The organism is Paenibacillus cellulositrophicus, from assembly GCF_009363095.1.
GTDB classification, from domain to species: Bacteria; Bacillota; Bacilli; order Paenibacillales; family Paenibacillaceae; genus Paenibacillus_AQ; species Paenibacillus_AQ favisporus.
In genome coordinates this window covers 1,360,222-1,386,464 of sequence record NZ_CP045295.1, presented here as the reverse complement: position 1 = coordinate 1,386,464, position 26,243 = coordinate 1,360,222, and the positions used below count along the sequence as shown (strand labels likewise).

The following is a 26,243-nucleotide window of genomic DNA, read 5'->3' as shown; positions in this document are numbered from 1 at the left end:
CAGCGAAAGCGGGACCGGGGGTTTCTTTTTTTGGTGCAGGCGGCAAACAGCCGCGCGTATTAAAAAATCGGATCGGTTTCCACAATAACCTTGACGTTTTGGATATACCGGTCTTCCGGTCCTTTTACCGGCAGCCCGACGTCCACATGGTCGACGATGTAGTCGATATTGTCTTGGGAGATGACCTCTCCCGGAAGAAGGATCGGAATGCCCGGCGGATACACATAAATAAACTCGGCGATAATGCGTCCGGCCGATTCCTTGAACGGAATAACTTCCGTATCTCCGTAGAAGGCATCCCTTGGAATGAGGGACAGCTGCGGAATTTCTGGAATTTTAACAACCAGCTCGTTGGCTGTGTTTACATTATAGTAGGTCTGTGCCAGCTCGCGTAGCGCATTCACCAGGATAGAGATGGTCTCCTCGTTATCCCCTGGCGTAATCAGGCACAGGATGTTGTACATGTCGCTCAGCTCGACTTCGATATTATACTTTTCGCGAAGCCAGTTTTCGGTCTCATAACCGGTGATGCCTAGGTGGCGGACATGGATGGTCAGCTTGGTCGGATCATAATCGTAAGTCGCTTCCCCGCCGAGAATTTCCTTGCCGAAGCAGTAGAGACCTTCAATTTCATTGATTTGCTTGCGGGCGGACTGCGCCATGTCGATGGCACTTTGGGCCATGGCATATCCGTTCAGCGCCAGGTTCCGTCTGGAGGTATCCAGCGAAGCGAGCAAAATGTAAGAAGTCGACGTCGTGGTCAGCATACTGATGATCGTTTGCACGCGCTGCGGATTGACATAGCCGTTCTTCGTGTTCAGATTCAGCACGGAGCTCTGCGTCATGGAGCCGCCCAGCTTATGCACGCTCGTCGCGGCCATATCCGCTCCGGCATCCATAGCGGACATCGGCAGTTCCGGATGGAAATGGGTCAGCACGCCGTGGGCTTCGTCCACGAGGACGGGCACATGCCGGCTGTGGGCGAGGTCCACGATCTCCTTCAGATTGGCGGAGACGCCGAAGTACGTCGGATTAATGACGAGCACCGCTTTGGCGTCCGGATGACGGTCCAGGGCCCGCTGCACGGAGCGGACGGTAATGCCGTGGTCGATCCCTAAATTTTCGTCGCGGGCCGGCGATACGAAGACAGGTTTGGCGCCGGAGAAAATAATCGCGGACATGACCGACTTATGGACATTCCGGGGAACGATGATTTTGTCGCCAGGAGAGCACATCGTCAGAATCATGGTCATGATCGCGCCGCTGGTTCCCTGTACGCTGAAATACGTGTAATCGGCGCCGAAAGCGTCAGCAGCAAGAATCTGGGCTTCCTCGATGACACCGGTCGGCTGGTGGAGGTCGTCCAGCGGGGCAATATTGATCAGATCTATAGAGAGGGCGTTATCGCCGATAAATTCTCTGAATTCGGTATCGGTCCCCATTCCCTTCTTGTGGCCGGGAATATGGAACTGAACGGGATTTTTTGCCGCGTGCTGTGTGAGTGCTGTAAATAAAGGGGTACGGCTATGGTCCATGTATGCTGTCACAACCTTTCATCTGTTAAAATTACAAAGCTCAGTATAGCAAATCGGGGGGCGAATGCAAGCGGCTTTTTGACCCTGTGAAAATCTCGTCCCCATATGGGGTACACTATTAGTATAGACCATACTGCTGGGAGGATTCGCACAAACCAAAATAGGGAAGTGGTGAAACGCGTGTCGCAAATAACGGAAGCGGCGGCAGCCCGCCGGCTGATTTCGCCTTTTTTCATCGGGCTGCTGACGATTCTATTTCTCGTGGAATTTATGAAAGGGTCGCTTCTGGTGGCCATTTTGCCGGTTTATATGAAAAACTCGCTCGGTCTCGGCGCCCATACGATCGGTCTCGCTTTTTCCCTTCAATATATCGGAGACAACCTGTTCCGCAGCCCGTCGGGCTGGATCGCCGAGCGGCTGGGGTACCGCAGAACGCTGACAGGGGCGCTGGTGCTGACCATTGTCGCGGTTGGCATGATCGCCTTCTTATCCGGCGCAGGCTGGCTATCGCTTGCCTGTTTTATTCTTGGGGTAGGCACTTCGCCGCTGTGGCCATGTGCCATGACCGGGACGACGGCCATTTCGGGTCCGAAAGGCAGCAGCGGACAAATGATCGGCATGCTCGAGATTGCTTCGCTGGGCGGAACAGGCGCAGGACCGATCGTCATGAATTTTTTGATGGACCGTACGAACAAAAACTATCAGACGCTATTTTTTATCCTTATCGGCTGCTGCATCATCGTAGTTCTGGTTGCATTGCTCCTCCCGGGAAGAGTCAAGGCCAATAGGCAGGAGATGGAAGGAAGGACGGAATCTGTGAGGGGGTTCCTTCCCCAGCTGCTCGGAAAGGTGAATCATCTTTTTGCCAGCATCCGCAAGACGCTGTACGAAATCAGGCATAACCTGAAGGTCAGCTGGCTGGTATTTCCGGCGCTGTTTCTCCAATCCTTCGTCATCGGGCTGCTCAGCCCGGTGATCACGCTGTACGTTCAAAATGAGCTGCACCTGTCTCCGAATATGTACAGCCTGCTGCTGATCGCGGGCGGGGGCATTACGGTGCTGGCGATCATTCCATGCGGGAAGCTGGTCGACCAGTTCGGAACCGCTCCCTTCCTGAATGCCGGGTTTCTGCTGGCGGCTATTTCCCTCATCATGTTCTCGGCGGTGCGCTCGCTGCCGGTTGTGTTCGCCATCGTAGGCGTGGTGGGCATCAGCTATGCCATGATCCTGCCTGCCTGGAATACCTTTGTATCGACGCATGTGCCCAAAGGCGAGCGGGGAGCGGTCTGGGGATTTTTCCTCACCCTCCAAGGCTCGGGCATGGTTGTCGGGCCGATCGTTTCAGGTCAGCTCTGGGACCGTCTCGGGCATTCGGTGCCTTTTGTCGCCAGCAGCATCGTCATGGCCGTGCTGTTTGTGATCCACCTCGTTTTGTCGCGTAAGAAGCGGGCAGAGGCGCCGTAACAAACAAAAAAAGGATAAGGTGCCAGCGCGCTTATGCGTACCGGCTGCCCTATCCTTTAATATTTGGCTGCACCGTAAGCGGCGGCTAGAACGCCATTTTATACAGCGGCAGCAGCTGTTCAAAAGTGGAATGAATGACGGACACCAGCTGGTCTCCGTCCTCCAGCACGGGGTCTCCTTTTTCGATCCGGAGTCCGCACAGCACCTCGGATTTTTTGACGTTCTTCAGCTTGTCTGCCATTTTGGCGAAGTCTGCGGCCGTCATTTCAGACTGCGGGGTAAAGCCGGGGTCCATATGGTCCATCGACCAATAGAACGTTTTGGGGAGCTTTTTGACAGTCGCGATTCCTTTCTTGCCTTCCAGATGCTCGGCGAATACCGACTTGTTCGTGCTTTCGTAAATGATCGCAAAGATGATAAACAGATGCGTGCCGAACATGCCCACCTGAAAATGGGGGAGGGCTTTGTAGCCGCGTTTGTTGGCTGCCCAAGCCACCCAGGTATCGTTCGGTGGGTTTACCGTCCGGCGGGCATGCTTGGCCACGTGAACGAACATTTCCTCTCCGCTGAGCGCGGACAGGAATGGAACGATTTCGCTGCCTAATATTTCAAGTTTGGGGCGAACCCGCTCAATGAGCACTTCCATCCGGGGCTCCAGTCCCTCCACATTAAACACTTCAAAATCCTGCGCGTTAAATCCTGCAAACGGCATTCTTGCTGCCTCCTCCATCCAAATGCGTGTTGAATTTTTGTCCCATTATACCATAATCCGCGGCGGATCTTTAATTGGCAGGGCTTCCGGCCGGTCTTTTCCGTTTGATGCTGCGCCCTGTCGGGTAAAAATAGTCAATAAACCAAGTTACCGTTACATAGGATAAAGTATAAAATATAGCAAAGCTGTTAAGCCATCAGCTTGATAACGAAGCTGAAGAATCACCGGCCGATTCCAGCCCGCCGGTCTTAAGAAGCGGGAGAAGGAAATAGCCAAAGGCGGTCCAATTTTGAAGGAGGGAGTGCCGTGAATAAGAGCTATGAAGTGGAATACTGCAATTTGGAGCTTCGGTTTAACCGGCGGCATATTCAGGACCTGATCAAGGATTTGATTCAAGACGGCTATTCGTTGTACTGGAGCGAAAACGAAACCCTGTTCATCATCTCCGTCCGAACGGGGCGCAAACTCGTCAAGCTGCGGTTTAACCGGACGAAAAACGGTTATAAGATGGTTGGGGATTACACGATCCGGGACGCCAAGCTGGCGGAATGGATGGAGAAGCTGATCGAGGATACCCGCGGTCACGCGATCGTCAAACGGTTCAAGGACCGCCAGATCCTGATCGAGAGCATTCTATTCGGCGAGGTGATCCGGCTTGTCGAAATTTCAGGCTATCAGCAAAAAGTATTGTATCAGAAGGGTCCCTTTATGACGGAGCAGGAGATTTCCAAAATGTATTTCTCCAAAGAAGGCGACTTGCGCCTGCAGCTCCTGAGACTTGAGCTGGATGACGAGCTGGAGCGCCTGTACGAGGCGATGCAGGCCGGAGATGCCGAAAAAGCGGAGAAGAGCAAGGAGAAGCTCGCCGCCTTGTCCAAGGATTTAATGATGCTTGAATGGTAAATTACCTTTTGTACGACAATAGAATGGAAGATCGTTCATAAACACCTCGGATGCGCTGCGAGGTGTTTTATCACGGGCAGCTGACTGCCGAACCCGGACTTCACTTTCACGCGTAAACACGTTAAAATAGGCTTGTTCTAAAATTTTCATCAAAAAATCGCAAAGAATGGAGAAAAAACATATGTCGAAACAACAAATTGGTGTCATCGGCCTTGCTGTCATGGGCAAAAATCTGGCACTCAACATTGAGAGCAGAGGCTTCACCGTTTCCGTGTTTAACCGCTCTCCAGAAAAAACGCATGATCTTTTGAAGGAAGCCGAAGGAAAAAATCTGACGGGGACTTTCTCGATTGAGGAATTTGTGAATTCGCTGGAAACACCGCGAAAAATTTTAATTATGGTACAAGCCGGCAAGGCGACCGACGCCACGATCGAGCAGCTGGTGCCTCACTTGGACGAAGGGGACATCATCATCGACGGAGGCAACGCGTACTTCCCGGATACACAGCGCCGCAGCGCGGAGCTGGAAGCAAAAGGACTGCGCTTTATCGGGACAGGCGTATCCGGCGGGGAAGAGGGAGCTCTGAAGGGACCTTCCATTATGCCTGGGGGACAAAGAAGCGCCTACGAACTGGTGGAACCGATTCTGACGGCGATTTCTGCCAAAGTGAACGGGGAGCCTTGCTGTACATATATCGGACCGGATGGTGCCGGACATTACGTAAAAATGGTGCATAACGGCATCGAATACGGCGACATGCAGCTGATCTGCGAAGCTTACCAGCTTCTGAGGGACACGCTGGATTTGAGCGCCGAAGAACTGCATGAAATTTTCTCCGACTGGAACAAGGGCGAGCTCGACAGCTACCTGATCGAAATTACGGCCGATATTTTCGCGCAAAAGGATCCGGAGACGGGCAAACCGATGGTGGACGTTATTTTGGACGCAGCCGGCCAAAAAGGCACGGGCAAGTGGACAAGCCAAAGCTCCCTGGATTTGGGCGTGCCGCTGTCCATGATTACGGAATCCGTATTCTCCCGCTTCCTGTCGGCGATGAAGGAAGAACGCGTAGAAGCGAGCAAAATTTTGAACGGCCCGAAAAAAGCCCCGTTCCAAGGGGACAAAGCCGAGTTTATCGAGAACGTCCGCAAAGCGCTGTTTGCAAGTAAAATCGTATCCTACGCCCAAGGCTTCGCGCAGCTGCGCGTCGCTTCCGACGAGTACGGCTGGGATCTGCAGTACGGCAACCTGGCGAAAATCTGGCGCGGCGGCTGCATCATCCGCTCCCGCTTCCTGCAGAACATCACCGACGCCTACGAGAAAGATCCGGGCCTGAAAAACCTGCTTCTGGATCCGTTCTTCAAGGACATCATCGAAAACTACCAGGAAGCATGGCGTACGACGGTAGCGACGGCCGTGGCTCAAGGCGTTCCGGTTCCCGGCTTTGCCAGCGCCCTGGCATATTTCGACAGCTACCGCACGGAGCGACTGCCGGCGAACCTGCTTCAGGCGCAGCGCGATTACTTCGGAGCCCACACGTTCAAACGCGTGGACAAGGAAGGCGTCTTCCATCACAACTGGATTCAGGAGTAATCGTTACTTGGGGGAGCCGCTTCGTTTTCTCCGCTCTGGAAAAGACCGTGCATCGCCTCCAGCAGGCAGACGCGGATCCTTTCGTTGTCGAGCCCCTGGGCAGATGACCGGCTGAGCAGGAGGACGGCGGCCTCGCCGAAATATTGAAAATTTCGCATTAGACGTGGCTTGGGAAGCTCCAGCAGGGCTGGATCTTTCTGGGCCACTTTTTTTTGGACGTAATGAAGCACCCAGAGCAGATCGTCCCGGCACAAAATGTGCTGGGGATCGAAGATTTGCTCTATCCGTTTGGGGCCTCCTAGTAAAGGGCTATGGGAATCATGCATGGCTCCTATCGACCACTCCTCATATTCTACTGGTTATCAAGTTGATGTATGTATATGATAGAGTTCCTGCAAATAGACTTGCAGGCGAAGGACGGCATTGTCGAAAGTTTTTGGCCTGTGTTATGATATGTAGCAAGTAACGGCATGGGCAGCAGCAAGTGCAAAAAGGGGTGTTCTATTGAACCGGACTACACAAAATATTATCTTGATCGGTATGATGGGCACGGGCAAGTCAACCGTCGGCGACCTGCTGGCTATGGAGCTCGGATACCGGCTGATCGATCTGGATGCCGCCGTCGTGGAAAAGGCCGGCATGACGATCCCGGAGATCTTCGAGCGGCATGGCGAGCCGCATTTCCGCGAGCTCGAGAACGAGACGCTGCGGCAGGTGCTCGCCTCCGGAGAAGGAGTGATCGTCGCCACGGGAGGCGGCGTGGTGCTGCGCCCGGACAACTGCGAGCTGATGCTGCAGGGCGGTCTCGTCGTGGCGCTCACCGCAGATGCGGAGCATATTATTGCCAGGGTCCAGGGGGACCGGAACCGGCCGCTGCTTGCGGGCAATGCGGAGGAGCGGGTGAGAGCGCTGCTTGAGGAGCGGAGAGACGCATATCGCTTTGCCCACTGCACGGTGGACACATCGGGCCTTGCGGCGGAAGAAGTCATGCGTGCAATTTTAGCGCATTACCGCGTCTAAGCTTATCTCTATGAAAAAGAAGCAGCAGCCTGACCGGGGTCAAGCTGCTGCTTCAGTAGCTTAGGTTGCGGCCCGGTTAAGCAACCGGAAGGGCGCCGAAGCCATAACTTCACTTTGTGGGGATGATGTTTTCGGGGCCCCCCGCAAAGTACCTGAATAGGCATCGAAGCAACGACTTCACTTTGTGGGGAGATGATTATTCTTCTTCCTCGTTCCATTGAAGCATGCCGCCGACCATGTTGACGCAGTCGATGCCGTGCTGCGACAGGTACTGGCAGGCGCGCATGCTGCGGCCGCCGCTGCGGCAGATCATAATGACTTCGCCGTCTCTCGGGATTTCGTCCAGACGGGCGGGGATTTCACCCAGCGGGATATGCTTGGCGCCGCTGATCATGCCCTGGGCCACTTCATCGTCCTCACGGACGTCGATCATCTGCAGGGACTCGCCGGCAAGCAGGCGGCGTCTCACCTCAGAAGGCTCTATTTCACGAAACATTGACAATGTTAAAACCTCTTTTCGACTGTAATCATACTGTTCATCACCTATGATAACCAAGCAGTAAATCGGCTGTCAATCCGGACAGACCCGCGGGAAGAGCTATACTACCGACTAGTGCAAAGGAGATTACACATGGACATGATCGTACATCCGACTCCCCGGCTGAGCGGGGAAATCGGAGCTCTCTCATCCAAAAACTATACGACCCGCTACCTGCTGGTGGCGGCGCTGGCCGAAGGGACAAGCACGGTATACTTCCCGGCTCACAGCGAGGACAGCGACGCAATGCGCCGCTGTATCCAGGACCTCGGCGCCACGCTCGTCGAAGACGACGAGAAGGCCGTCATTACCGGCTTCGGCAGGCATCCGCGTGACGTCAAGGAGCTGAACGTCGGCAACGCCGGCGCGGTGCTGCGCTTCCTGATGGGGACCGCCGCCCTCTGCCCGGAGGTGACGTTCGTCAATACGTATCCGGACTCGCTGGGCAAGCGCCCGCACGACGACCTGATAACCGCGCTTGAGCAAATCGGCGTGCAGGTGGAGCATAACAACGGACGCCTGCCGATCACGATTCGCGGCGGGCAGGTGAAAGGCGGCCGAATTACGGTATCGGGCGAAGTAAGCTCGCAGTACTTGAGCTCTCTGCTGTTCCTGACGCCCCTGCTGGCGGAGGACAGCGAGATTGAGGTGACGGGCGACCTGAAATCGAAAGTCGTCATCGGTCAGACGCTGGAAGTGCTGGAGCAGGCAGGGATCGTCATTTATGCCAGCGACGATTACACGCATTTCCGCGTTCCCGGCAACCAGTCCTATCAAGCGAAAACCTATACTGTGCAGGGCGACTATCCAGGATCGGCTGCGGTGCTGGCCGCGGCGGCGGTCACGGAATCGGACGTGCTGATCAAGCGTCTGCCGGTGCAGAGCAAGCAGGGAGAGCGCGCGGTTGTCGACGTGCTTCAGATGATGCAGACTCCCCTGACGCATGAGAACGACGAAGTCCATGTCCGCGGCAACGGGAAGCTTAAAGCCGTCGAGTTTGACGGGGACGCGGCCACGGATGCCGTGCTGGCCATGGTGGCGGCCGCCGTGTTTGCGGAAGGAACCTCCCGCTTCTATAATGTGGAAAATTTGCGCTACAAGGAATGCGACCGCATCACCGATTACCTGGCCGAGCTGCGCAAAGCCGGGGCCAACGTGGAGGAGCGCCAGGCGGAGATCATCGTCCACGGGCGGCCGGAAGGGGTCGAGGGGGGCGTCGAGATCAACGCCCATTACGACCACCGGGTCATCATGGCGCTGACCATCGTCGGCCTGCGCTCCAAGCAGCCGTTGCGGATCAAGGACGCGCACCACGTCGCCAAATCGTACCCGCAGTTCTTCGACCATATGAAGGCGCTTGGCGCCCAGGTGGAATGGGTAAAGTAAATCATAAGTTATATAAGTACAGGTAAATCCGATTCTTGAAGAAAATAGAGCAAAGGCGGGATGAACGATGTCATTTGAAAATCCGACCCGGGAAGAAATCAAGGAAATTCTGGAGCAGGCCGGCAACATTGCGGTCGTCGGCCTGTCCGACAAGCCGGACCGCACTTCTTACATGATTGCGGAAGCGATGCAGCAGCGCGGCTACCGGATCATTCCCGTGAACCCGACCGTTCAGGGAACCATCCTTGGCGAAACGGTCTACGCCTCGCTGAAAGACATTCCCGAACCCGTCGATATTGTCGATGTGTTCCGGCGCAGCGAATACTGCGCGGACGTGGCGAGGGAGGCTGCCGACATCGGCGCACGGGTACTGTGGCTGCAGCTCGGCGTTGTCAACGATGAAGCCGCCAGCATCGGCGAAGAGAACGGCATGCGGGTCATTATGGACCGCTGCATCAAGGTGGAGGACTCCGTAACCAGGCCGAACCGTCCAGGTCAAAAGAACGGATAATACCTTCGCCTGAATACGAGGCAAGACAGGGCCGTGCAGAGCAATCTGCAGGTCCTTTTTTCTTTTTGACAAAAAGTTGAACAACGCGTACCATTTTAAATATGTGTGTGTGTTGAGAGGAGAGTGCATGTCTTGAACTGGCTTGGATCGCTGCAGCAGCTCGGCAGAGCAGTGATGCTGCCTACGATGGTTCTGCCGTCGGCCGCCATACTGCTGTGTGTCGGCAGTCTGCCATGGGCAGCCTGGGGGCTGCCGGGCGTCGCAGAGGTGTGCACTTGGGCAGGACAGGGTATTTTTTATTTCCTCCCATATCTGTTTGCGGTAGGAGTGGCCTGGGGACTGGCGAACCAGGCGGGACCGGCTGGCCTTGGGGCTCTTGCCGGGATGTTTATTTATGATCAAATTACGAGGCATCTGGGTAATGGTGGCATTCAGCCTTCCACGCTGATCGGCATCATTTTCGGCATGATCGCCGGCTCTGCCTATAACCGGTATAAACATATCAAGCTGCCTGAGATTGTCCAGTTTTTTGGCGGCTCGCGCTTCGTGCTTTTGTTTATGGGGCTGTTCTCCGCCCTGTTTTCGTGGGTGATGGTCTTCATCGCTCCGCTGCTGCAGAAGGCGCTGAACGAGCTGACCATGCTCATGGCGCATATGGGCGGATTCGGTCTGTTTTTATACGGCATTTTGTACCGGATCCTGACGGCGTTCGGCCTTCATCATCTGCTCAACAATGTTTTCTGGTTCCAGCTGGGAACCTACAAAACCCCTTCGGGCAGCATCGTGCAGGGGGATTTGCCGCGTTATTTTGCGGGGGATCCGACCGCCGGCACATTCATGGCCGGACTGTTCCCTATTATGATGTTCGCACTGCCGGGCATCGCCTTGGCAATCATCCAGGAAGCGCGGGAAGACCTGAAGCCGAAGGTCAAGAAGACGTTTTTGACGGCGGCCTTGGTCTGCTTTTTGACGGGGGTGTCCGAACAGATCGAGTTTGCCTTCTTGTTCGCAGCGCCTTATTTGTTCATCCTGCATTCGATCCTGTCGGGGATCGCGATGTGGATTACGTATGCGCTCGATATTCATCACGGGTTTTCCTATTCCGCAGGGGCGATCGATTATCTGCTGAACTTCCATCTGTCGCATAACGCGCTTCTGCTTATTCCGATCGGGCTCGGATACGGCCTTGTGTACTATTTTCTGTTCCGCTGGGCCATTCGGAGGTTTCAAATTCCGACGCCCGGACGTGAGGAAGGCTCTACGCTGGAGGATTGGGCAGGCAACATCCCTTATCAGGCGCCGCTCATTCTGGAAGCGCTCGGGGGCAAGGACAACATCGTCCAGGTGGAATCCTGCATCACCCGGCTGCGGCTGACGGTCAAGAACGACCGCATGATCGACAGCAATGCGCTGAAGCTGCTCGGCTCCGCGGGGCTGATCAAGCTCGGCGGCGGCAACGTACAGGTCGTATTCGGCACCTATTCCGAGCTGATCCGCGAGGAAGTAAACAAGCTGCTGCACCGGGATTTGCCGCAGGTGCTGTTCAGCGCGCCGGTCCAAGGGAAAATGATCCCGATCGAAGAAGTGCCCGATCACATTTTCGCCGCGAAGCTGGTGGGAGACGGGGTGGCGTTCATGCCGGAGAAAGGGGAGCTTGTGTCTCCGGTATACGGGACGATCATGCACCTGTACCCGACGATGCATGCCATCGGGATCTCGACACCGGAAGGGCTCGAGGTGCTGCTTCACATCGGCATCGATACGTCCCAGCTCAAGGGCGGGCATTTTACCGCGGTCGTTCAGGAGGGGGACGCGGTGGAGCCCGGCCAGCTGCTGGTTAAATTTGATATCAACTATATCCGAAGTCATGCTTCATCGCTTGCCACGCCGATGGTGATCACCAACCCGGACCGCGTTAAGTCATGGAGCTTCGCTCCGTTCAAAGCCGTCAAGAAGGGGCAGACGTCGGTTATGTCCGTAGTATTACACGACAGAAATGTTGGAGGTTTGGAATCATGATACAAGGCATCGGTGCATCTGCCGGGGTAGCGATTGGAAAAGCATTTGTACTGCCGAACTGGGAATGGGACCTGCCCGAGACCGGGATCGACGCAGTAGATCTGGCCAACGAATTTGAACGGCTGTATGAGGGGATACGCACCTCCAAAAATGAGATTGAGTTTATTAAAAATGAGTTCAGGGATATGGTCGGGGAAGAGGAGTCGAGCATTTTTGACGCCCATTTGGCCATCCTGGATGATCCGGTGTTCATGAATGAAATTCAAGGCGTCATTGAGCGCCAGTATAAGGCGGCCGAGGTCGCGGTAAAAGAGGCGATCGATCATTTCGTCACGATGTTCGACCTGCTGGATGACGAATACATGAAGGAGCGGGCGATGGATATCAAGGATGTCGGCAACCGCCTGCTCAAGCATCTGCTCGGCGCGCCGGAGATAACGCTGCCTGCGGATACCCAGCCGTATATCCTCGTGGCCAAGGAGCTGTCCCCGTCCCAGCTGGCGCATTTGAATCCTTCCCATGTGCTCGGCATCGTGACGATGGTCGGCGGGAAGACGTCCCATTCGGCCATTATGGCACGGGCTCTCGGTATCCCGCTCGTTGCGGGGCTGGAGAACAAGCTGAAGGATCCGATCCAGACTGGGGATTTGCTGGTCATAGACGGGGACACCGGGGCGCTGTATCTCAATCCGGACGATACGCTCGTGGAAGAATATGTGCGGATCCGGGAGCGCCAGCTGGCGAAGAAGGAGCAGCTGGAGCTGCTGGCTGCCGTCGAAGCGATCACGAAGGACGGCTGCGAGCTTCACCTTGCCGCGAACATCAGCTCCGCCAAAGAAGTGGAATCGGCCTTGAAATACGGCGCCAATGGCGTAGGGCTGTTCCGGACGGAATTTTTGTACATGGACCGCAGCACGTTTCCGAGCGAAGAGGAACAGTTTGAGGTGTACCGCCAGGTAGCCCAGCAAGTGGGTGAGCTTGGGGCGGTGATCCGCACGCTCGACATCGGCGGCGACAAGCAGCTGGATTATTTTGCGCTGCCGGATGAGGATAACCCGGTTCTAGGCTACCGGGCGATCCGGATCAGCCTTGACCGCCAGGAGCTTTTTCAGACGCAGCTGACCGCCATTCTTCGGGCGAGCGCGTTCGGCAGGGTGAAAATTATGTACCCGATGATTTCATCGGTCGACGAAATCAGACAAGCCAATGAAGTGCTGCATCGGGCCATGGCCGATCTTGACGCAAGGGGCATCGTTTACGACAAGGACATCCCGGTCGGCATCATGATCGAGATTCCCGCCGCAGTCATCATCGCCGATCTGCTCGCGGAAGAATGCGACTTCTTCAGCATCGGCACGAACGATCTCGTGCAGTACGTATTGGCAGTTGACCGGATGAACGAGCAGATCGCCCATATGTATCATCCGTTCCATCCGGCGATTCTGCGGATGCTGCGCACGACGGTGGAAGCCGCGCACCGGGCGGGCATTCCCGTCAGCGTGTGCGGCGAGATGGCCGGCGATGAACGCTCGGTACCGATCTGGCTGGAGCTGGGCGTGGACCATCTGAGCATGTCGATCCAGTCCCTGCTGAAGCTGAAGCATCGGATACTTAACACGACGGCTTCCGATGCGAAGCGGACGGCGCAGACATGCTACCAGTTGAAGAGCAGCGTCGAAATCGAACGCCTGCTGACCGAATTTGCTGAGCCTGCCTGCGCAAATAACGAAAACGTGAATCAGCCTCGGGGCGAAAAGGACAGCAACGCTTCCTGACCTCCTGTGTTGCCATTGCCGCCTAAATATAGAAAAAGAGCCTGCCGATCCACCAAGTGGACGGTCAGGCTCTTTTTTTGACCCGGCTGACTGCCTATGGCTTGCTGCTTATTGCCCCGCAAGCGCATCGCAAAAGGCTTTGCCGTAAGGCGGAAGATCCGGCGGGCGGCGGGCGGACACGATATGTCCGTCAGTGACGACCGCCTCGTCCTTCCAGATCGCGCCGGCGTTCTCCATGTCGTCCCGGATGCCCGGAGTGGAGGTCACGGTAACGCCCTGCAAAATTTTAGCCGAGACCAGCACCCAGCCTGCATGGCAGATTTGCCCGATCGGCTTGCGGTCCTCGTTCATTTCCCGCACCAGCTGCAGCACCTTTCCGTAGCGGCGCAGCTTATCCGGCGCCCAGCCGCCGGGCACCAAAATGCCGTCGTAATCCCGGCTGTCCACTTCTTCAAACGAATAGTCCGATACGGCAGGAACGCCATATTTGCCGATGTAGGTATGTCCCTTCTTGTCCCCGACCAGGTGCACCTCGGCGCCTTCCTCCCTCACCCGGTATACGGGATACCACAGCTCTAAGTCTTCAAATTGGTCATCGACGAGCGCAATGACCTTCTTTCCGGCTAATCTCATGTTCAGCATGCTCCCTCCTGAGTAAATGTCCCTATGTTTCCAGTGTAACAAAAATGAATAGAACAATCATGCTTTACAAGAAAGGGATGGGCCGTTTGGTAAATAAAACAGGTGGGCTGGAGAGGAAGGAATCCAGCGCGGGCAGGGCGAATACGAAGGGAACGACGATTTTTACAATGACTATATAAAGATGTAAAAAGATATATGGGGTGGAAATATGGGATCAAAATGTAAATGTGGGGAAGTCCTTAGACTTGACCTACGCACGGTGATGTATACCCGTAATGTAATCATACGGCATGTTCCGGTGCTTGCTTGTGACGATTGTTCGAATTATGAGCTGCTGCCATGCATGAGACCGGTGCTGAAGAAATGCGTCGAGACGCTCGGGGAGCGTCCTTCCCGTCGAAGCTTTTCTTTGGCAGACCACCATGAGCTGGCAGGAATGGTTCGCGAGGTGTTCCTGCGTCCCGACAGCCTGTCCCGCGAAGATTTGGAGCTGCAGATTGAAACCGAGGTCAGGGACCGTATCAACCTGCTTCTGGACTTATACAGCTTTGCCGAACAGACTGAGGACCACGAGTGGGTGGAAAATATCCGGGAGCGGCTGTCCCAGCTGTCGGCGATGCTGCCTGAATTGAACCAATTTTACGCCTGATTTACGTTTTACTGCATTTTTTCGGGTTTTTCGCTAGGTATGTTGGATTTTTCACGAGCTTTTTGATACGATAGATTCAGGATTTGAATCGAAAAAAGGGGATGTATATCAAATGGCGACAATGACTAAACTGACTACTAGCGATCAGCTGCAATCCGCATTGGAAGCCTCCACAGATAAGCCTCTGCTGGTGTTTAAGCATAGTACACGCTGCCCGATCAGCGCCGGTGCGTATCGGGAAATGATGTCTTACTTGGAAGATCAGCCGAATGAAGCCGTACAGTATGGTCTGATCCATGTTGTCGAAGACCGTCCGGTATCGATGGAAGCGGCGGATCGTCTTGGGGTGCAGCATGAATCGCCTCAGGTTATTCTGGTTCAAAATCAGGCGCCCATCTGGCATACGTCTCATTCTCATATTACTTCTGAAGTGATTAAAGAGCATTTGCAACAGCTGTAAGTGTAATCATTGCACAATGCAAAATTTTGTCGTATCATTGAGTTTAATGGGTTGACGAATGAAAATTTATTTGCAATGGAGAGAAGGAATTTGACGGTAACCATTTACGATGTGGCGCGTGAAGCAGGCGTATCGATGGCCACGGTATCGCGGGTTGTCAACAACAATCCGAACGTGAAGCCTCAGACCCGGAAGAAAGTATATGAAGCAATTGAACGTTTAGGATATCGTCCGAACGCGGTGGCAAGAGGACTTGCCAGCAAGAAAACGACAACCGTGGGTGTCGTGATTCCGGACATATCCAACTCCATTTTTGCGGAGATCGCCCGGGGTATCGAAGATATCGCCAACATGTACCACTACAATATCATTTTGTGTAACGCTGACAAGAGAAAAGACAAGGAAATTCGCGTCATCAACACGCTGCTTGAGAAGCAGGTGGACGGGCTGCTCTTCATGGGCGGAACCGTAACGGACGAGCATATTCAGGCCTTCCAGACATCGGCTGTGCCGATCGTGCTCTGTGCGACGCGCGACGAGAACGGCATTTATCCTTCCGTGGATATCGATCATGAGGCGGCCGCCTTTGACGCGGTAAATACGCTGATTCGTCACGGTCACCGGGACATCGCCATGATCAGCGGAACGCTCCAGGACCCGGCGAACGGCTATGCCCGTTTCCAAGGCTACAAGAGAGCGCTGGAAGCTGCCGGCATCGAGTATCAGGAAGACCTGGTTCGCATCGGCAACTACCGGTACGAATCCGGTGTGGAAGCAATGAAGTATTTCCTCGGGCTGAAGAAGAAGCCTACGGCGATCTTTGCGGCCACCGACGAGATGGCGATCGGCGCTATTCACAGCATTCAAGACGAAGGTCTGAAGGTTCCCGATGACTTCTCGATCATCAGTGTGGATAACATCCGCATGGCTTCGATGGTTCGTCCGCAGCTGACGACTGTAGCGCAGCCGATGTACGATTTGGGTGCGGTAGCGATGCGTCTCTTGACCAAGCTGATGAAGAAAGAAAATGTGGACAACCCTCGGGTCATTCTTCCTCACGAAACGATTTTGCGGCTCTCCGTAAGTCATGTGAACGAGGAATAAATAGACATATCCAAATATGAAAAAGGTTGAATACTTGTGAAAAAAGCTCCTTCAGGGAGCTTTTTTTGGGATGTGCGGCTCTTAACAGATACGATGCAGCCATGTGCCTGTTTTCATAGCCAATTAAGGCCTTATCGTCCGAAATCATATTTTTGCACAAGCCAGCATCATTGAGAACTGACCGCTTGAAAGGATTGAAGATGACATGCCAGAAATGATAGGAATCATCGGAGCCATGGATGAGGAAGTGGAACTGCTTCTTGCCGGGATGGAAGGGGCGGTGACGGTCACGAAAGCGGGCGTCAAATATGCCCGGGGTACATACAGAGGCAAGCCGGTTATCGTTTGCAAATCCGGCGTGGGCAAAGTCAATGCGGCGGTAACGACGCAAATTTTGATCGACCAGTTTGGCGTCGGTAAAGTGCTGTTTACCGGTGTGGCCGGAGCCGTTCATCCGGAACTGAACATCGGCGATATCGTCATTTCGTCGGACTGCGTGCAGCATGATATGGATGTCAGCCCGCTCGGATATGCACGTGGCGTAATCCCTTACCAGGAAGTATCGGAGTTCAAGGCGGACGCAAGTCTCATCGCTTTGGCACAAGAAGCTTGCCAGGCTCTCGGAGAGGTCAACTGCAAGGTGGGACGGGTTCTCTCAGGGGACCAGTTTATCGCGAACGTCGATCAGGTATCCTGGTTTTATGAGCATATGGAAGGAGCATGCGTCGAAATGGAAGGCTCTGCCGTAGCCCAAGTCTGCTATATGAACGGCGTTCCGTTTGTTGTGATCCGGTCGATGTCCGACAAGGCCGACGGTTCGGCACATGCCAATTTTGCCGAATTTACGGTAGCGTCGTCACGCCGCTCCCATGCGATTCTGGATTACATGGTGCAGCGGTTGTAGTCGGCGGCTCGACAAGCATCGAAACGATTGGAATCTAACTAAAAATCCCCAGTCCCTTGAAGAGAGGATGGAGCCGCACGATGATCGGCTCGCTCTGTCCCTTTTCCGGGAGACCGGGGATTTTTTCGGCTTGTCCGGCATATGGCAAAGGCCATCTCCGAAACATTGTGTATATGGTTAATACATAAATCGCTGCTGGAAACGGATCCGGTCAAACTGTTCCTTGGAGGACAGCGGAACGTCCCGGCCGATGCGGACCATAAGGCAGTTGGCCGGATGGGAACAGATCTCCGGATCGTCAGTGGCGTACCATACCATGTCCACGACTTTCATCAGCCGCTCCATCATTTTCCGATAGTCCCATACGCTGAGGCCGCTGGATTTGAGGTCCCAATGCCAATAGTACTCGGTCGTAAAGACAATGTAGGGCTCCATTTGGCCGCCTTCAAAAGCGGTTGTGATCATTTTCTGCCCGAGTCCCAGCGAACGGTAGCTGTTGGCCACCTCAATCGCTCCCAGCTCGATCAGGTCGGCCATATGGCCCTGCGACCAGCGTTCCTGCTCGTCCGGGTAATGGAAGGTGACATAGCCGACGATCACGTTTTCATCCCGGGTAATGATGATTCTCCCTTCCGGAAGACCGGCGATTTCGATCAACGCCTTGTGCTGCTCGGCCGGCCTGCGGAAAGCGTCGAGATCCGGATGCATCGTAAGCTCCGCGAGCCTTCCCGGCGGTACGGGACCTTCGACAATCAGGCAGCGGTCCTCGCGGGACAGCGGATGGACATGATACAGTTTGAGGTGTTCCATCTGGACGCTCCTTTCTGCTTCTAACCTACTTATAGCAAAAAAACAAATAAATGAAAAGGGAATGGCAGGGGCATACATCCTGTGCTATAATATCTCTGACATAAATTAGTCACATTTTTTGCTGTTTCCGTAAGTGCTTAACCTGTATGCTATACCCTTTCAGCAATCATTCAAAACTCTCGTAAATCAAGTCATGATGTGTATGGTGTCAATCTATTGGCATGAACTCATACAAGATTGTAAGCGCTGCCCTAGCATGGGAGAACAGAGGGAGGATGAAAGTATGGATCAAATTCACAATGAAATCTTGCCGAGCGTGGTTTCATCATCCAATATGGGCGATTATGAACAGGCTCGTTCCGAGTTTCAATGGGAAGATGTGGAGAAACATTTCACCTGGTATGACACAGGCAAGGTAAATATGGCTTACGAGGCAATTGACCGCCATGTGGCGGAAGGACGCGGATCGAAGACGGCGCTCCTGTACAGCGATGCTTCCCGTGACGAGTCGTATACCTTTGCGGAGATGAAGGAGCAGTCCGACAAATTCGGTAACGTGCTGCGCAAATACGGTATCGGTAAGGGAGACCGGGTATTTATTTTTATGCCGCGGAGTCCGGAGCTTTATTTCTCCCTCATGGGTATTTTGAAAGTAGGAGCCGTCGTTGGACCGCTCTTCGAAGCGTTTATGGAGACGGCCGTCAAGGATCGGCTCGAAGACAGCGGGGCCGTCGCCCTGATTACGACGCCGCAGCTGCTTGGGCGCGTCAAGAAGGATGAGCTTCCCGACTTGAAGCATATTTTCGTCGTTGGCGACAATGTACAGACGGACGACAGCATTATTGATTATAAGCAGGAAATGAACGAGGCGCCTGCGGACCTGCAGATCGAATGGCTGGACCGCAGCGACGGATTGATTATTCATTATACTTCCGGTTCCACCGGCAAGCCGAAGGGCGTATACCACGTTCAGAATGCGATGATTCAGCATTACTATACGGGGCGGATCGTCCTTGATCTTCGGGAAGATGATACCTATTGGTGTACGGCTGACCCGGGCTGGGTAACAGGGACATCGTACGGCATTTTTGCCCCATGGCTGAACGGGGTAACCAATGTCATCCGCGGCGGACGCTTCAGCCCGCAGGATTGGTACGGCACGATTGATAAATACAAAGTCACGGTGTGGTACAGCGCACCGACCGCCTTCCGGATGCTGATGGGAGCCGGGGCCGATGTGATCTCCCAGTTTGACCTCAGCAGCCTCCGCCACGTTCTGTCCGTTGGCGAGCCGCTGAACCCTGAAGTCGTCCGCTGGGGCGAGAAGGTATACGGGCAGCGCATTCACGATACATGGTGGATGACCGAAACGGGCGGGCAGCTGATTTGTAACTATCCTTCCATGGCCATCAAGCCTGGCTCCATGGGACGCCCGCTTCCTGGGATCGAGGCCGCTATCCTGGACGATAACGGCAAGGAAGTGGCGCCATATACAATGGGCAATCTGGCCATCAAGGCCCCTTGGCCGTCGATGATGAACCAGATTTGGAAAAACCCGGCCAAGTATCAGGAGTATTTCAGAATTTCCGGCTGGTATATTTCCGGGGACTCGGCATACATGGACGAAGAAGGTTATTTCTGGTTCCAAGGCCGGATCGACGATGTCATCAACTCGTCCGGCGAGCGGATCGGACCGTTCGAAGTCGAGAGCAAGCTTGTCGAGCACCCGGCGGTTGCAGAAGCCGGCGTCATCGGCAAGCCGGATGCGACGAGAGGCGAAATCATCAAGGCGTTTATTTCGCTTCGCGAAGGTTACACCGAGTCGCAGGAGCTTAAGGACGAGATCTACCGCTTCGTCAAAGAGGGATTATCGGCCCATGCCGCACCGCGCGAAATTGAATTCAAGGATAAACTGCCGAAGACGCGTTCCGGCAAAATTATGCGGCGCGTGCTGAAGGCGTGGGAGTTAAACCTTCCGACAGGCGATTTGTCCACAATTGAAGACTAAGCACAGAATCTAGCGTTATCTTTGCTAACGGTAAGGGATAACGCCGTAAACAGAATAAAAGAACAGCCGGTTGCCCAGGGTTATACCCTGACAGCCGGCTGTTTTCGTTTTCCCGGTTTCTCTGATGAACAGACACCGATACAATAAGAAAGAGGCAATCCCATACCAGGATTGCCTCTTGTGATGCTGTAACTGTTTGCCAGGTCCATTACTTTTTCTCAAAGTAGGCGCCCGGCGATTTTGGCGATTCGCCTGCGCTATTTACCGCAGATACGAAGAAGTAACCTTTGATTGGAGTCGATGTGGTGTACAATAAGCCAGGCTCCGTGCTGGTGCCTAATTTGACATACGGGCCGTTCGGATTCGTACTGTAATAAACATCGTACTCTGTGACCATTTCCTGGGCTCCTGCGGCGGTCCACTGGAATTGGATTCCGGTCTCTGTAGCAGCCATTTGAAGCCCGCTAGGAGCGGCTGGAGCCGTCTGAGGCGCCTGTTCCGTTCCCGGTGTCTCTCCAGATGCCGCACCGCCGTCCGGATTGTCCTGCCCGTCGTTTTGTCCTTGTTCCCCGGACGGATCGTCCGTGCCTCCGATAATGTTGGTCAATCCGCCGCCAAGGCCGACGGTCATGCTCGGTGCGGACTCCTTGCCGGCCACGTCCACGGCCGTGACATAGAAGCTGGATCCGCCGCTCGCAGCGCTGGTAAAGGATGACCCTTCTCCCACAAGAAGGCTGGCCTGTCTCCGGTAGGAGCCACCGTTATCCGAGCGGTACAGCCGGTAGCCGACGACATCGGATTGTCCGGTAGGGCTGAAGGAGATGACGGCCTTGCTGCCGTTCCACGAGATCGAAGCGTTCGATGGGGCAGCCGGTGCGGCGCCGTCGTCTACGCGCGGATCGATCTTGGTCGGCATGTCGCTGTTGGCATCCCTCGGGATGTAGTAAGACAGCGCATTGTGGCCGCCCTTCATTTTGGCAAACGCGTTCTCCAGCTCTTTGATCAGCTCGGAAATCGGTTTTTCCCGTTTGACGACGACCTTCTCCTTAAGCATGTCATCCGGCGTACCATCCTGCGGGATATAGTTTACGCCGTTGTAGGTAATGTACTTCTCTTTGGCGATGCCGTCATCGCTTTCCGTCGGAACGTATTTGCTGTTGAAAATGTCGGTCACGAACCGGTCCGTGAGCGATGTCGGCAATTTGCCGCTGTAGGCGGACACCGTCTTGGTGACGATGCCGTCCGGTTTATCGAACTTCGAAGTCTTGAACAGCTCCGGTTCTCTGTCGATCACCTCGTTCATCACGAGGGTCCAGATCGACTGGGCGCGTTTCTTCGCCGCCTTGGTGGTCAAGGTGTTCTTTTGTTCCTTATAGCCTGCCCAGACCCCAAGCGTCACGTCAGGGGAATAGCCCGTAAACCAGACGTCTCCGTAATTCTGGGTCGTACCCGTTTTGCCGACGATCGGCACGGTTTTAAAATGCTTGTAATTTTTGCGGACGACATCGCCGGTTCCTTCGGTGATGACGGTCCGCAGCATGTCGGTCATCAGATAGGCCGTCTGCTTGGAAAAAGCCTGCACCGGCTTGGCTTCGTGCTGATACACGATGTTGCCTTTGGAGTCGGTGATTTTCTCGATCATGTAGGCGTCGTTAAACTGGCCGTTGTTCGCAATGGCGCTGTAAGCATTGGTCAGCTCTTCAACCGTCACACCGTAAACGAGGCCGCCCAGCACGCCGGTCTTTGCACCATAATCATCCGGTTGCAGGGTCGTGATCCCGAGCTTCTTGGCAAAGCTCCAGGCGTTCTGGATTCCGACAACGTTATTGTATAGTTTAAGCGCGACCGTATTCACGGAATTGTTGAGTGCGGAGCGCGCCGTCATCAATCCTTTATATCCCGAAGTTGAGTTTTTGGGAATATGATACCCTTTTTGCCAGTCCGGCAAAATGATCGGCGAATCGTCAACCACGCTTGCCGGTTGAATTGCGCCGGACTCAATCGCCGGCAGGTAAGCCGCAATCGGCTTCATCGTCGATCCCGGCTGGCGGATCATCTGGGTGGCATAGTTCATCTGTTCTTTGTTAAAATCACGGCCCTCGATCATGCCGAGAATGGCGCCGGTCTTGTTGTTGATCATCATGGCCGCCGTTTGCTCGGCCCCCTTGGTCTTGCTGTCAGGGGAGAAGTTGCTGTCATCCTCGGCGATTTTATGCATCGAATTGTACACCTTTTTATCAATGGTGGTATAGATCCGATACCCGCCCGTGCTGAGCTGCTGCCGGGCTTCTTCAAGCAGGTCGCCGTCCTGCTTCGCATCGTCCCCGGGAACCTTGCCTTCCGCCTGCTCATTCAGCTGCATGATGATTTGGGCGCCTTGGCGCTCCGTTTCCATCATCAGATAAGGGAAGGTCGCGTATGCCTTCTCCACATGGGGAGCCAGCTGCTTGCGAATGTCGAAAGCGAGCGCTTCCTTATACTGGGCTTCCGTGATTTTGTTCTCCTCAAGCATACGCCGGAGCACCAGATGCTGCCGGTCGATGGCGCGCTTAAAGTTGGCTTCGTTAAACTCGCCTTTGCCGTTGAAGGCCGAATATCTGGAAGGCAGCTGAGGAAGACCGGCCAAATAAGCCGCCTCGGCGACGTTCAATTTACTGAGATCACTAATATTAAAAATGCCTTTGGCTGCGGCCTGAATACCGTACAGATTGTAGCCGCTGGATCCGTTGCCGAACGGAACCTTGTTTAAGTATGCCGTTAAAATTTCTTCTTTCGTCATAAACCGCTCCAGCCGGAGCGCGAGCAAAATTTCCTTGAATTTCCGGTCTTCCGTTTTGTCCAGGTTCAGGAAAACGCGTCTGGCCAGCTGCTGGGTGAGCGTGCTTCCTCCGGTCTGCACGGATTCATGCAGAAGCTTCTGCTTGACGGCACGGAGCGTGCCCTTGATGTCAACACCCTTATGTGTAAAAAAGTTATTGTCTTCAATCGATACGACGGCGTCGATGACGATGGGCGGTATCTGCTTATACTCCACGGGGCGTCTGTCCTCATCGGTCCGAAGCTGTCCGATGGGGGTGCCGTCACGGAAGTAGGCGAATCCCGTAATGGAGTTCTCGCTCATCTTCTGGTCAATCAATGCCCTGGAACGGACCGGATCATCCTTCACGATGGAAGTGAGGTACCCGGCTGCCGTACCGCCGGCGAACAGCGCTCCCATAACGATTACGACCAGCGTCCACATCGCGGTAAGTCCGATGATGCGGCCGTAGGACCGTTTTTTCGGAGCGGTCTGCTCTTCCGGCTTTTGTTTGTTATCTTCAACCATTCGTGGCTATCCTCCTTTTGACGGAACTATTATAGCATAAATTGCGTATTTTGAATGCAGAGATCGAATCGTGGCCAAATGGATGGCAATCATTGACTTTTTTCGGGTGTATGGTATAAATAGGGTTAATCCAAAAAGCACATATCGTCAAAAGGCAAAGAAAGACACCAGTAGAAGGGAGCCTGGGCTGATCAGAGAGCCGGTGGGTGGTGCAAACCGGCAGCCTCTCCCTTTGAATTACCGTCTTGAGCCGTCCGGAGGAACGCGCGTCACCAGGAGCGTAAGTAGTCTGGCACCGGACCTGGCAGTCCGTTATCGTAATGAAGTGAAAGCAGTGGGTGGAAGGGGATCGTCCCCGAAACGGCTGCTTTAATTAGGGTGGTAACGCGAGCAGGCTCCTTCTCGTCCCTTGGGACGAGAAGGAGCCTTTTTGCTGTACATTCTAACGGATCAGAGAGAGGTTGATGACGATGAACTGGGAACAACTCATGCCGGCCCAGAAGGAAGAGGTTGAACGCCAACTGGCTGTCATCAGGAGGGGGACGGTCGAAATCCTGCCGAACGAAGAGCTGGAACACAAGGTGATCCGGTCGGTTGTGCAAGGACGGCCGCTCAAGGTAAAGCTGGGTCTTGATCCATCCGCTCCGGACATTCATATGGGGCACACGGTAGTGCTGCACAAGCTGCGGCAGTTTCAGGAGCTGGGCCATGAGGTGCAGCTGATCATCGGGGATTTCACGGGCCGGATCGGCGACCCGACCGGGAAATCGGAAACCCGCAGACAGCTGACGGAAGAGGACGTGAAGCGGAATGCGGAAACGTACCAGGAACAGGCTTCCAAAATATTAAGTCCGGACAAAGCGAAGGTATACTACAACTCCGAATGGCTCGGCCCGATGACCTTTGCCGACGTGATCGGGCTCGGTTCCAAAGTGACGGTAGCCCGGATGCTGGAGCGAGACGATTTTTCCAAACGGTATGCCGGCGGGCTCCCGATCAGCATTCACGAGTTCTTCTACCCGCTGATGCAGGGCATGGATTCGGTGGCGCTGGAGACCGATATCGAGATCGGCGGTACGGATCAGACGTTTAATCTCATGATGGGCCGCACCTTGCAGAAGGAATACGGGGCAGAGCCGCAGGTGGCGATCACGCTGCCGCTGCTGGAAGGGCTGGATGGCGTGCAGAAGATGAGCAAAAGCCTCGGCAATTACATCGGAATCGATGACGCACCGAACGAAATGTTCGGTAAAACGATGTCGGTGCCGGATGGGCTGATGGTGAAATACTTCGAGCTGGCCACGGATATAACGAATGAAGACCTTCAGATTCTGCGAGAAGGATTGGAAGGCGGCCGTATCCACCCAAGGGATGCCAAAATGAGCCTGGCGGCAGCCTTTGTCCGGATGTACCACGGGCAGGAGGCTGCCGAAGCGGCCCGGCAGCATTTCGTCACCGTCTTTCAGCAGCGTGCGCTTCCTGAAGATATCGAGCTGCGCGATATCCCCGCAAACGAGCTGCAGGGAGGGGCCATCCGGCTGGTCCGGCTGCTGATACTTATCGGATTTGCTTCTTCCAACAGTGAAGCCAGAAGGAGCATTGAGCAAGGATCGGTCAAGCTGAATGAAGTGAAAATCGAGGATCCCCATGCGGAGATCGCTGTCCGGGACGGCGATATCGTTCAGGCGGGAAGACGCAAATTTGCCAAGCTCCGGCTGCTATAGAAGATTTAAGAAGCCGTGAGAAGGCCGGGAGAGGCCGGGGGATACTACCACGATAAACAGGGCTGCCAGTCAGCCCTGTTTTTCATCCAGAACAAACAAAAAGCCCGGAACATAAAGTTCCAGGCTTGGTTGCAGCAAATATTAACGGTTGTAGAATTCGACGATTTGTCTTTCGTCGATGTCTTGGGAAAGCTCGGCGCGCTCTGGGAAACGGATGTATTTACCTTCCAAAGCTCCATCGTTGTACTCCAGGTAACCTGGCAGATGCGTACGGTTTTCCAGCGCTTCTTTAATAGAAGAGAGGCTGCGGCTTCTTTCGCGAAGACCGATCACGTCGCCTGTGCTTACTTGGTAGGAAGCAACGTTTACTTTCTTGCCGTTAACAGTCACGTGACCGTGAGCGACCAATTGGCGCGCTCCTGCACGGGAGTTAGCGAAACCAAGACGGTAAACAAGGTTGTCCAAACGGCTTTCCAGCAAGAACATAAAGTTTTCACCGGCAATACCTTGCATTTTTTGTGCTCTGTCGAACAGCGTGCGGAATTGCTTTTCACCCAAACCGTACATGTGGCGCAATTTTTGTTTTTCTTGAAGCTGCATACCGTAGTTGCTCATTTTTCTCCGTTGGTTAGGACCGTGTTGTCCCGGAGGAAAAGGGCGTTTCAATTCTTTACCAGTACCGCTCAGGGAAATTCCCAGACGACGGCTCAATTTGAACTTTGGACCTGTGTAACGTGCCATGTTATAGTAGACTCCTTTATTTTTCGAATAATTTACAGTAGGGCTCTATTTGCGCCGTATTTGTTTACCTGTGCGTCCTAGTACGAACTGCACAACTGACGGGAAAGTTCAGCCGCTGTCCTGTCAGCAACAAATGACGTGAGGGTGACACAACGTTACGCCCAAATCAAGACTATATTGCAGTCTTTTTCAACAATAGATTTTATATTATAGAGTAGGCAAAAGTCAAGGCCTGACATTGTGCTGGAAAAGTCTAATTTTGTCGATAGGGCTATAGTCCTAAAAAAGTAGGACAAATATCTGAAATGTGAGTGCAAAATTGCTTGGAACAGAGTAGAATATGATTATTATAACACATCCGACATAACCCGACTTTGTCAGGGGATTTTCATATTGCAAGGATGACAATGATTGATTGT

At 54.1% G+C, this 26,243-nt stretch carries 22 protein-coding genes and 1 other annotated feature; of the genes, 14 read left to right on the top strand and 8 right to left on the bottom strand.

Annotated elements, in window-relative coordinates:
- Positions 1-59 precede the first annotated feature (59 nt).
- Positions 60-1,535: an aminotransferase class I/II-fold pyridoxal phosphate-dependent enzyme gene (locus GCU45_RS06320; protein WP_116229569.1), complete on the bottom strand. Its 1,476-nt coding sequence runs from the start codon at positions 1,533-1,535 to the stop codon at positions 60-62.
- Between the two features lie 180 nt (positions 1,536-1,715).
- Between GCU45_RS06320 and GCU45_RS06315 the strand changes: the two genes are divergently transcribed.
- Complete coding sequence (locus GCU45_RS06315; protein ID WP_244364456.1) at positions 1,716-2,999, top strand: MFS transporter; 1,284 nt, start codon at positions 1,716-1,718, stop codon at positions 2,997-2,999.
- Positions 3,000-3,084: 85 nt separating this feature from the next.
- Here the strand turns inward: GCU45_RS06315 and GCU45_RS06310 are convergent, their stop codons facing one another.
- Complete coding sequence (locus GCU45_RS06310; protein WP_105444560.1) at positions 3,085-3,711, bottom strand: YktB family protein; 627 nt, start codon at positions 3,709-3,711, stop codon at positions 3,085-3,087.
- Between the two features lie 306 nt (positions 3,712-4,017).
- Here GCU45_RS06310 and GCU45_RS06305 point away from each other — a divergent pair, with 306 nt between their 5' ends.
- Together GCU45_RS06305 and gndA are read left to right on the top strand one after the other, a co-directional pair.
- Entirely contained in the window at positions 4,018-4,614 is a 597-nt protein-coding gene (locus GCU45_RS06305) for a hypothetical protein (RefSeq protein ID WP_076169896.1), read from the top strand.
- 181 nt (positions 4,615-4,795) lie between these two features.
- Positions 4,796-6,208 carry an NADP-dependent phosphogluconate dehydrogenase gene (gene gndA / locus GCU45_RS06300; protein WP_116229572.1) on the top strand — a complete coding sequence of 471 codons (1,413 nt, stop codon included), beginning with the start codon at positions 4,796-4,798 and terminating at the stop codon, positions 6,206-6,208.
- On the opposite strand, the gene GCU45_RS06295 is transcribed toward gndA, so the two are convergent.
- Positions 6,199-6,534 carry a hypothetical protein gene (locus tag GCU45_RS06295; protein WP_076169898.1) on the bottom strand — a complete coding sequence of 112 codons (336 nt, stop codon included), beginning with the start codon at positions 6,532-6,534 and terminating at the stop codon, positions 6,199-6,201. The genes gndA and GCU45_RS06295 overlap by 10 nt on opposite strands.
- Before the next feature lie 178 nt (positions 6,535-6,712).
- Between GCU45_RS06295 and GCU45_RS06290 the strand changes: the two genes are divergently transcribed.
- The gene (locus GCU45_RS06290) at positions 6,713-7,228 is read left to right on the top strand and encodes a shikimate kinase (protein WP_244364455.1); all 516 of its coding nucleotides are present in this window, start codon (positions 6,713-6,715) and stop codon (positions 7,226-7,228) included.
- Between the two features lie 196 nt (positions 7,229-7,424).
- Here GCU45_RS06290 and GCU45_RS06285 read toward each other — a convergent pair whose 3' ends face one another.
- Complete coding sequence (locus GCU45_RS06285; protein ID WP_152402847.1) at positions 7,425-7,724, bottom strand: rhodanese-like domain-containing protein; 300 nt, start codon at positions 7,722-7,724, stop codon at positions 7,425-7,427.
- Positions 7,725-7,859: 135 nt separating this feature from the next.
- On the opposite strand from GCU45_RS06285, the gene aroA reads away from it, so the two are divergent.
- The 4 genes from aroA to ptsP all read left to right on the top strand — a co-directional run bounded on the left by aroA (position 7,860) and on the right by ptsP (position 13,457).
- Positions 7,860-9,152, top strand: a complete 1,293-nt coding sequence (aroA, locus tag GCU45_RS06280; protein WP_152398395.1) for a 3-phosphoshikimate 1-carboxyvinyltransferase — start codon at positions 7,860-7,862, stop codon at positions 9,150-9,152.
- Between the two features lie 67 nt (positions 9,153-9,219).
- Positions 9,220-9,663 carry a CoA-binding protein gene (locus tag GCU45_RS06275; RefSeq protein WP_076169901.1) on the top strand — a complete coding sequence of 148 codons (444 nt, stop codon included), beginning with the start codon at positions 9,220-9,222 and terminating at the stop codon, positions 9,661-9,663.
- Positions 9,664-9,795: 132 nt separating this feature from the next.
- Positions 9,796-11,682, top strand: a complete 1,887-nt coding sequence (locus GCU45_RS06270; RefSeq protein WP_145947519.1) for a glucose PTS transporter subunit IIA — start codon at positions 9,796-9,798, stop codon at positions 11,680-11,682.
- Positions 11,679-13,457, top strand: a complete 1,779-nt coding sequence (gene ptsP, locus GCU45_RS06265) for a phosphoenolpyruvate--protein phosphotransferase (RefSeq protein ID WP_152398394.1) — start codon at positions 11,679-11,681, stop codon at positions 13,455-13,457. The genes GCU45_RS06270 and ptsP overlap by 4 nt, the downstream gene beginning before the upstream one ends.
- A gap of 108 nt (positions 13,458-13,565) precedes the next feature.
- Here the strand turns inward: ptsP and GCU45_RS06260 are convergent, their stop codons facing one another.
- On the bottom strand, positions 13,566-14,090 hold the full coding sequence (locus GCU45_RS06260; RefSeq protein ID WP_152398393.1) for a type 1 glutamine amidotransferase domain-containing protein: 525 nt from the start codon (positions 14,088-14,090) through the stop codon (positions 13,566-13,568).
- A 352-nt stretch (positions 14,091-14,442) separates the two neighbouring features.
- Here GCU45_RS06260 and GCU45_RS06255 point away from each other — a divergent pair, with 352 nt between their 5' ends.
- The 4 genes from GCU45_RS06255 (at position 14,443) to GCU45_RS06240 (ending at position 17,216) form a co-directional block, all read left to right on the top strand.
- Positions 14,443-14,748, top strand: coding sequence for a hypothetical protein (locus GCU45_RS06255; RefSeq protein ID WP_144025411.1), 306 nt, complete (start codon positions 14,443-14,445; stop codon positions 14,746-14,748).
- Positions 14,749-14,860: 112 nt separating this feature from the next.
- A complete protein-coding gene (ytxJ, locus tag GCU45_RS06250; protein WP_152398392.1) occupies positions 14,861-15,208 on the top strand; it encodes a bacillithiol system redox-active protein YtxJ in 348 nt (115 codons plus the stop codon).
- A 90-nt stretch (positions 15,209-15,298) separates the two neighbouring features.
- Complete coding sequence (gene ccpA / locus GCU45_RS06245) at positions 15,299-16,312, top strand: catabolite control protein A (RefSeq protein WP_076169906.1); 1,014 nt, start codon at positions 15,299-15,301, stop codon at positions 16,310-16,312.
- Between the two features lie 205 nt (positions 16,313-16,517).
- A complete protein-coding gene (locus GCU45_RS06240) occupies positions 16,518-17,216 on the top strand; it encodes a 5'-methylthioadenosine/adenosylhomocysteine nucleosidase (RefSeq protein ID WP_152398391.1) in 699 nt (232 codons plus the stop codon).
- Between the two features lie 177 nt (positions 17,217-17,393).
- Here GCU45_RS06240 and GCU45_RS06235 read toward each other — a convergent pair whose 3' ends face one another.
- On the bottom strand, positions 17,394-18,026 hold the full coding sequence (locus GCU45_RS06235; protein ID WP_089548156.1) for a GNAT family N-acetyltransferase: 633 nt from the start codon (positions 18,024-18,026) through the stop codon (positions 17,394-17,396).
- A gap of 283 nt (positions 18,027-18,309) precedes the next feature.
- Here GCU45_RS06235 and acsA point away from each other — a divergent pair, with 283 nt between their 5' ends.
- Positions 18,310-20,034, top strand: coding sequence for an acetate--CoA ligase (gene acsA / locus GCU45_RS06230; RefSeq protein WP_152398390.1), 1,725 nt, complete (start codon positions 18,310-18,312; stop codon positions 20,032-20,034).
- 208 nt (positions 20,035-20,242) lie between these two features.
- On the opposite strand, the gene GCU45_RS06225 is transcribed toward acsA, so the two are convergent.
- A complete protein-coding gene (locus GCU45_RS06225) occupies positions 20,243-23,359 on the bottom strand; it encodes a transglycosylase domain-containing protein (protein ID WP_152398389.1) in 3,117 nt (1,038 codons plus the stop codon).
- A gap of 148 nt (positions 23,360-23,507) precedes the next feature.
- Positions 23,508-23,772 (top strand) — a binding site (T-box leader).
- A gap of 57 nt (positions 23,773-23,829) precedes the next feature.
- On the opposite strand from GCU45_RS06225, the gene tyrS reads away from it, so the two are divergent.
- Positions 23,830-25,083, top strand: a complete 1,254-nt coding sequence (tyrS, locus tag GCU45_RS06220) for a tyrosine--tRNA ligase (protein ID WP_152398388.1) — start codon at positions 23,830-23,832, stop codon at positions 25,081-25,083.
- Positions 25,084-25,224: 141 nt separating this feature from the next.
- Here tyrS and rpsD read toward each other — a convergent pair whose 3' ends face one another.
- Positions 25,225-25,824: a 30S ribosomal protein S4 gene (rpsD, locus tag GCU45_RS06215; RefSeq protein WP_076169912.1), complete on the bottom strand. Its 600-nt coding sequence runs from the start codon at positions 25,822-25,824 to the stop codon at positions 25,225-25,227.
- Positions 25,825-26,243 lie beyond the last annotated feature (419 nt).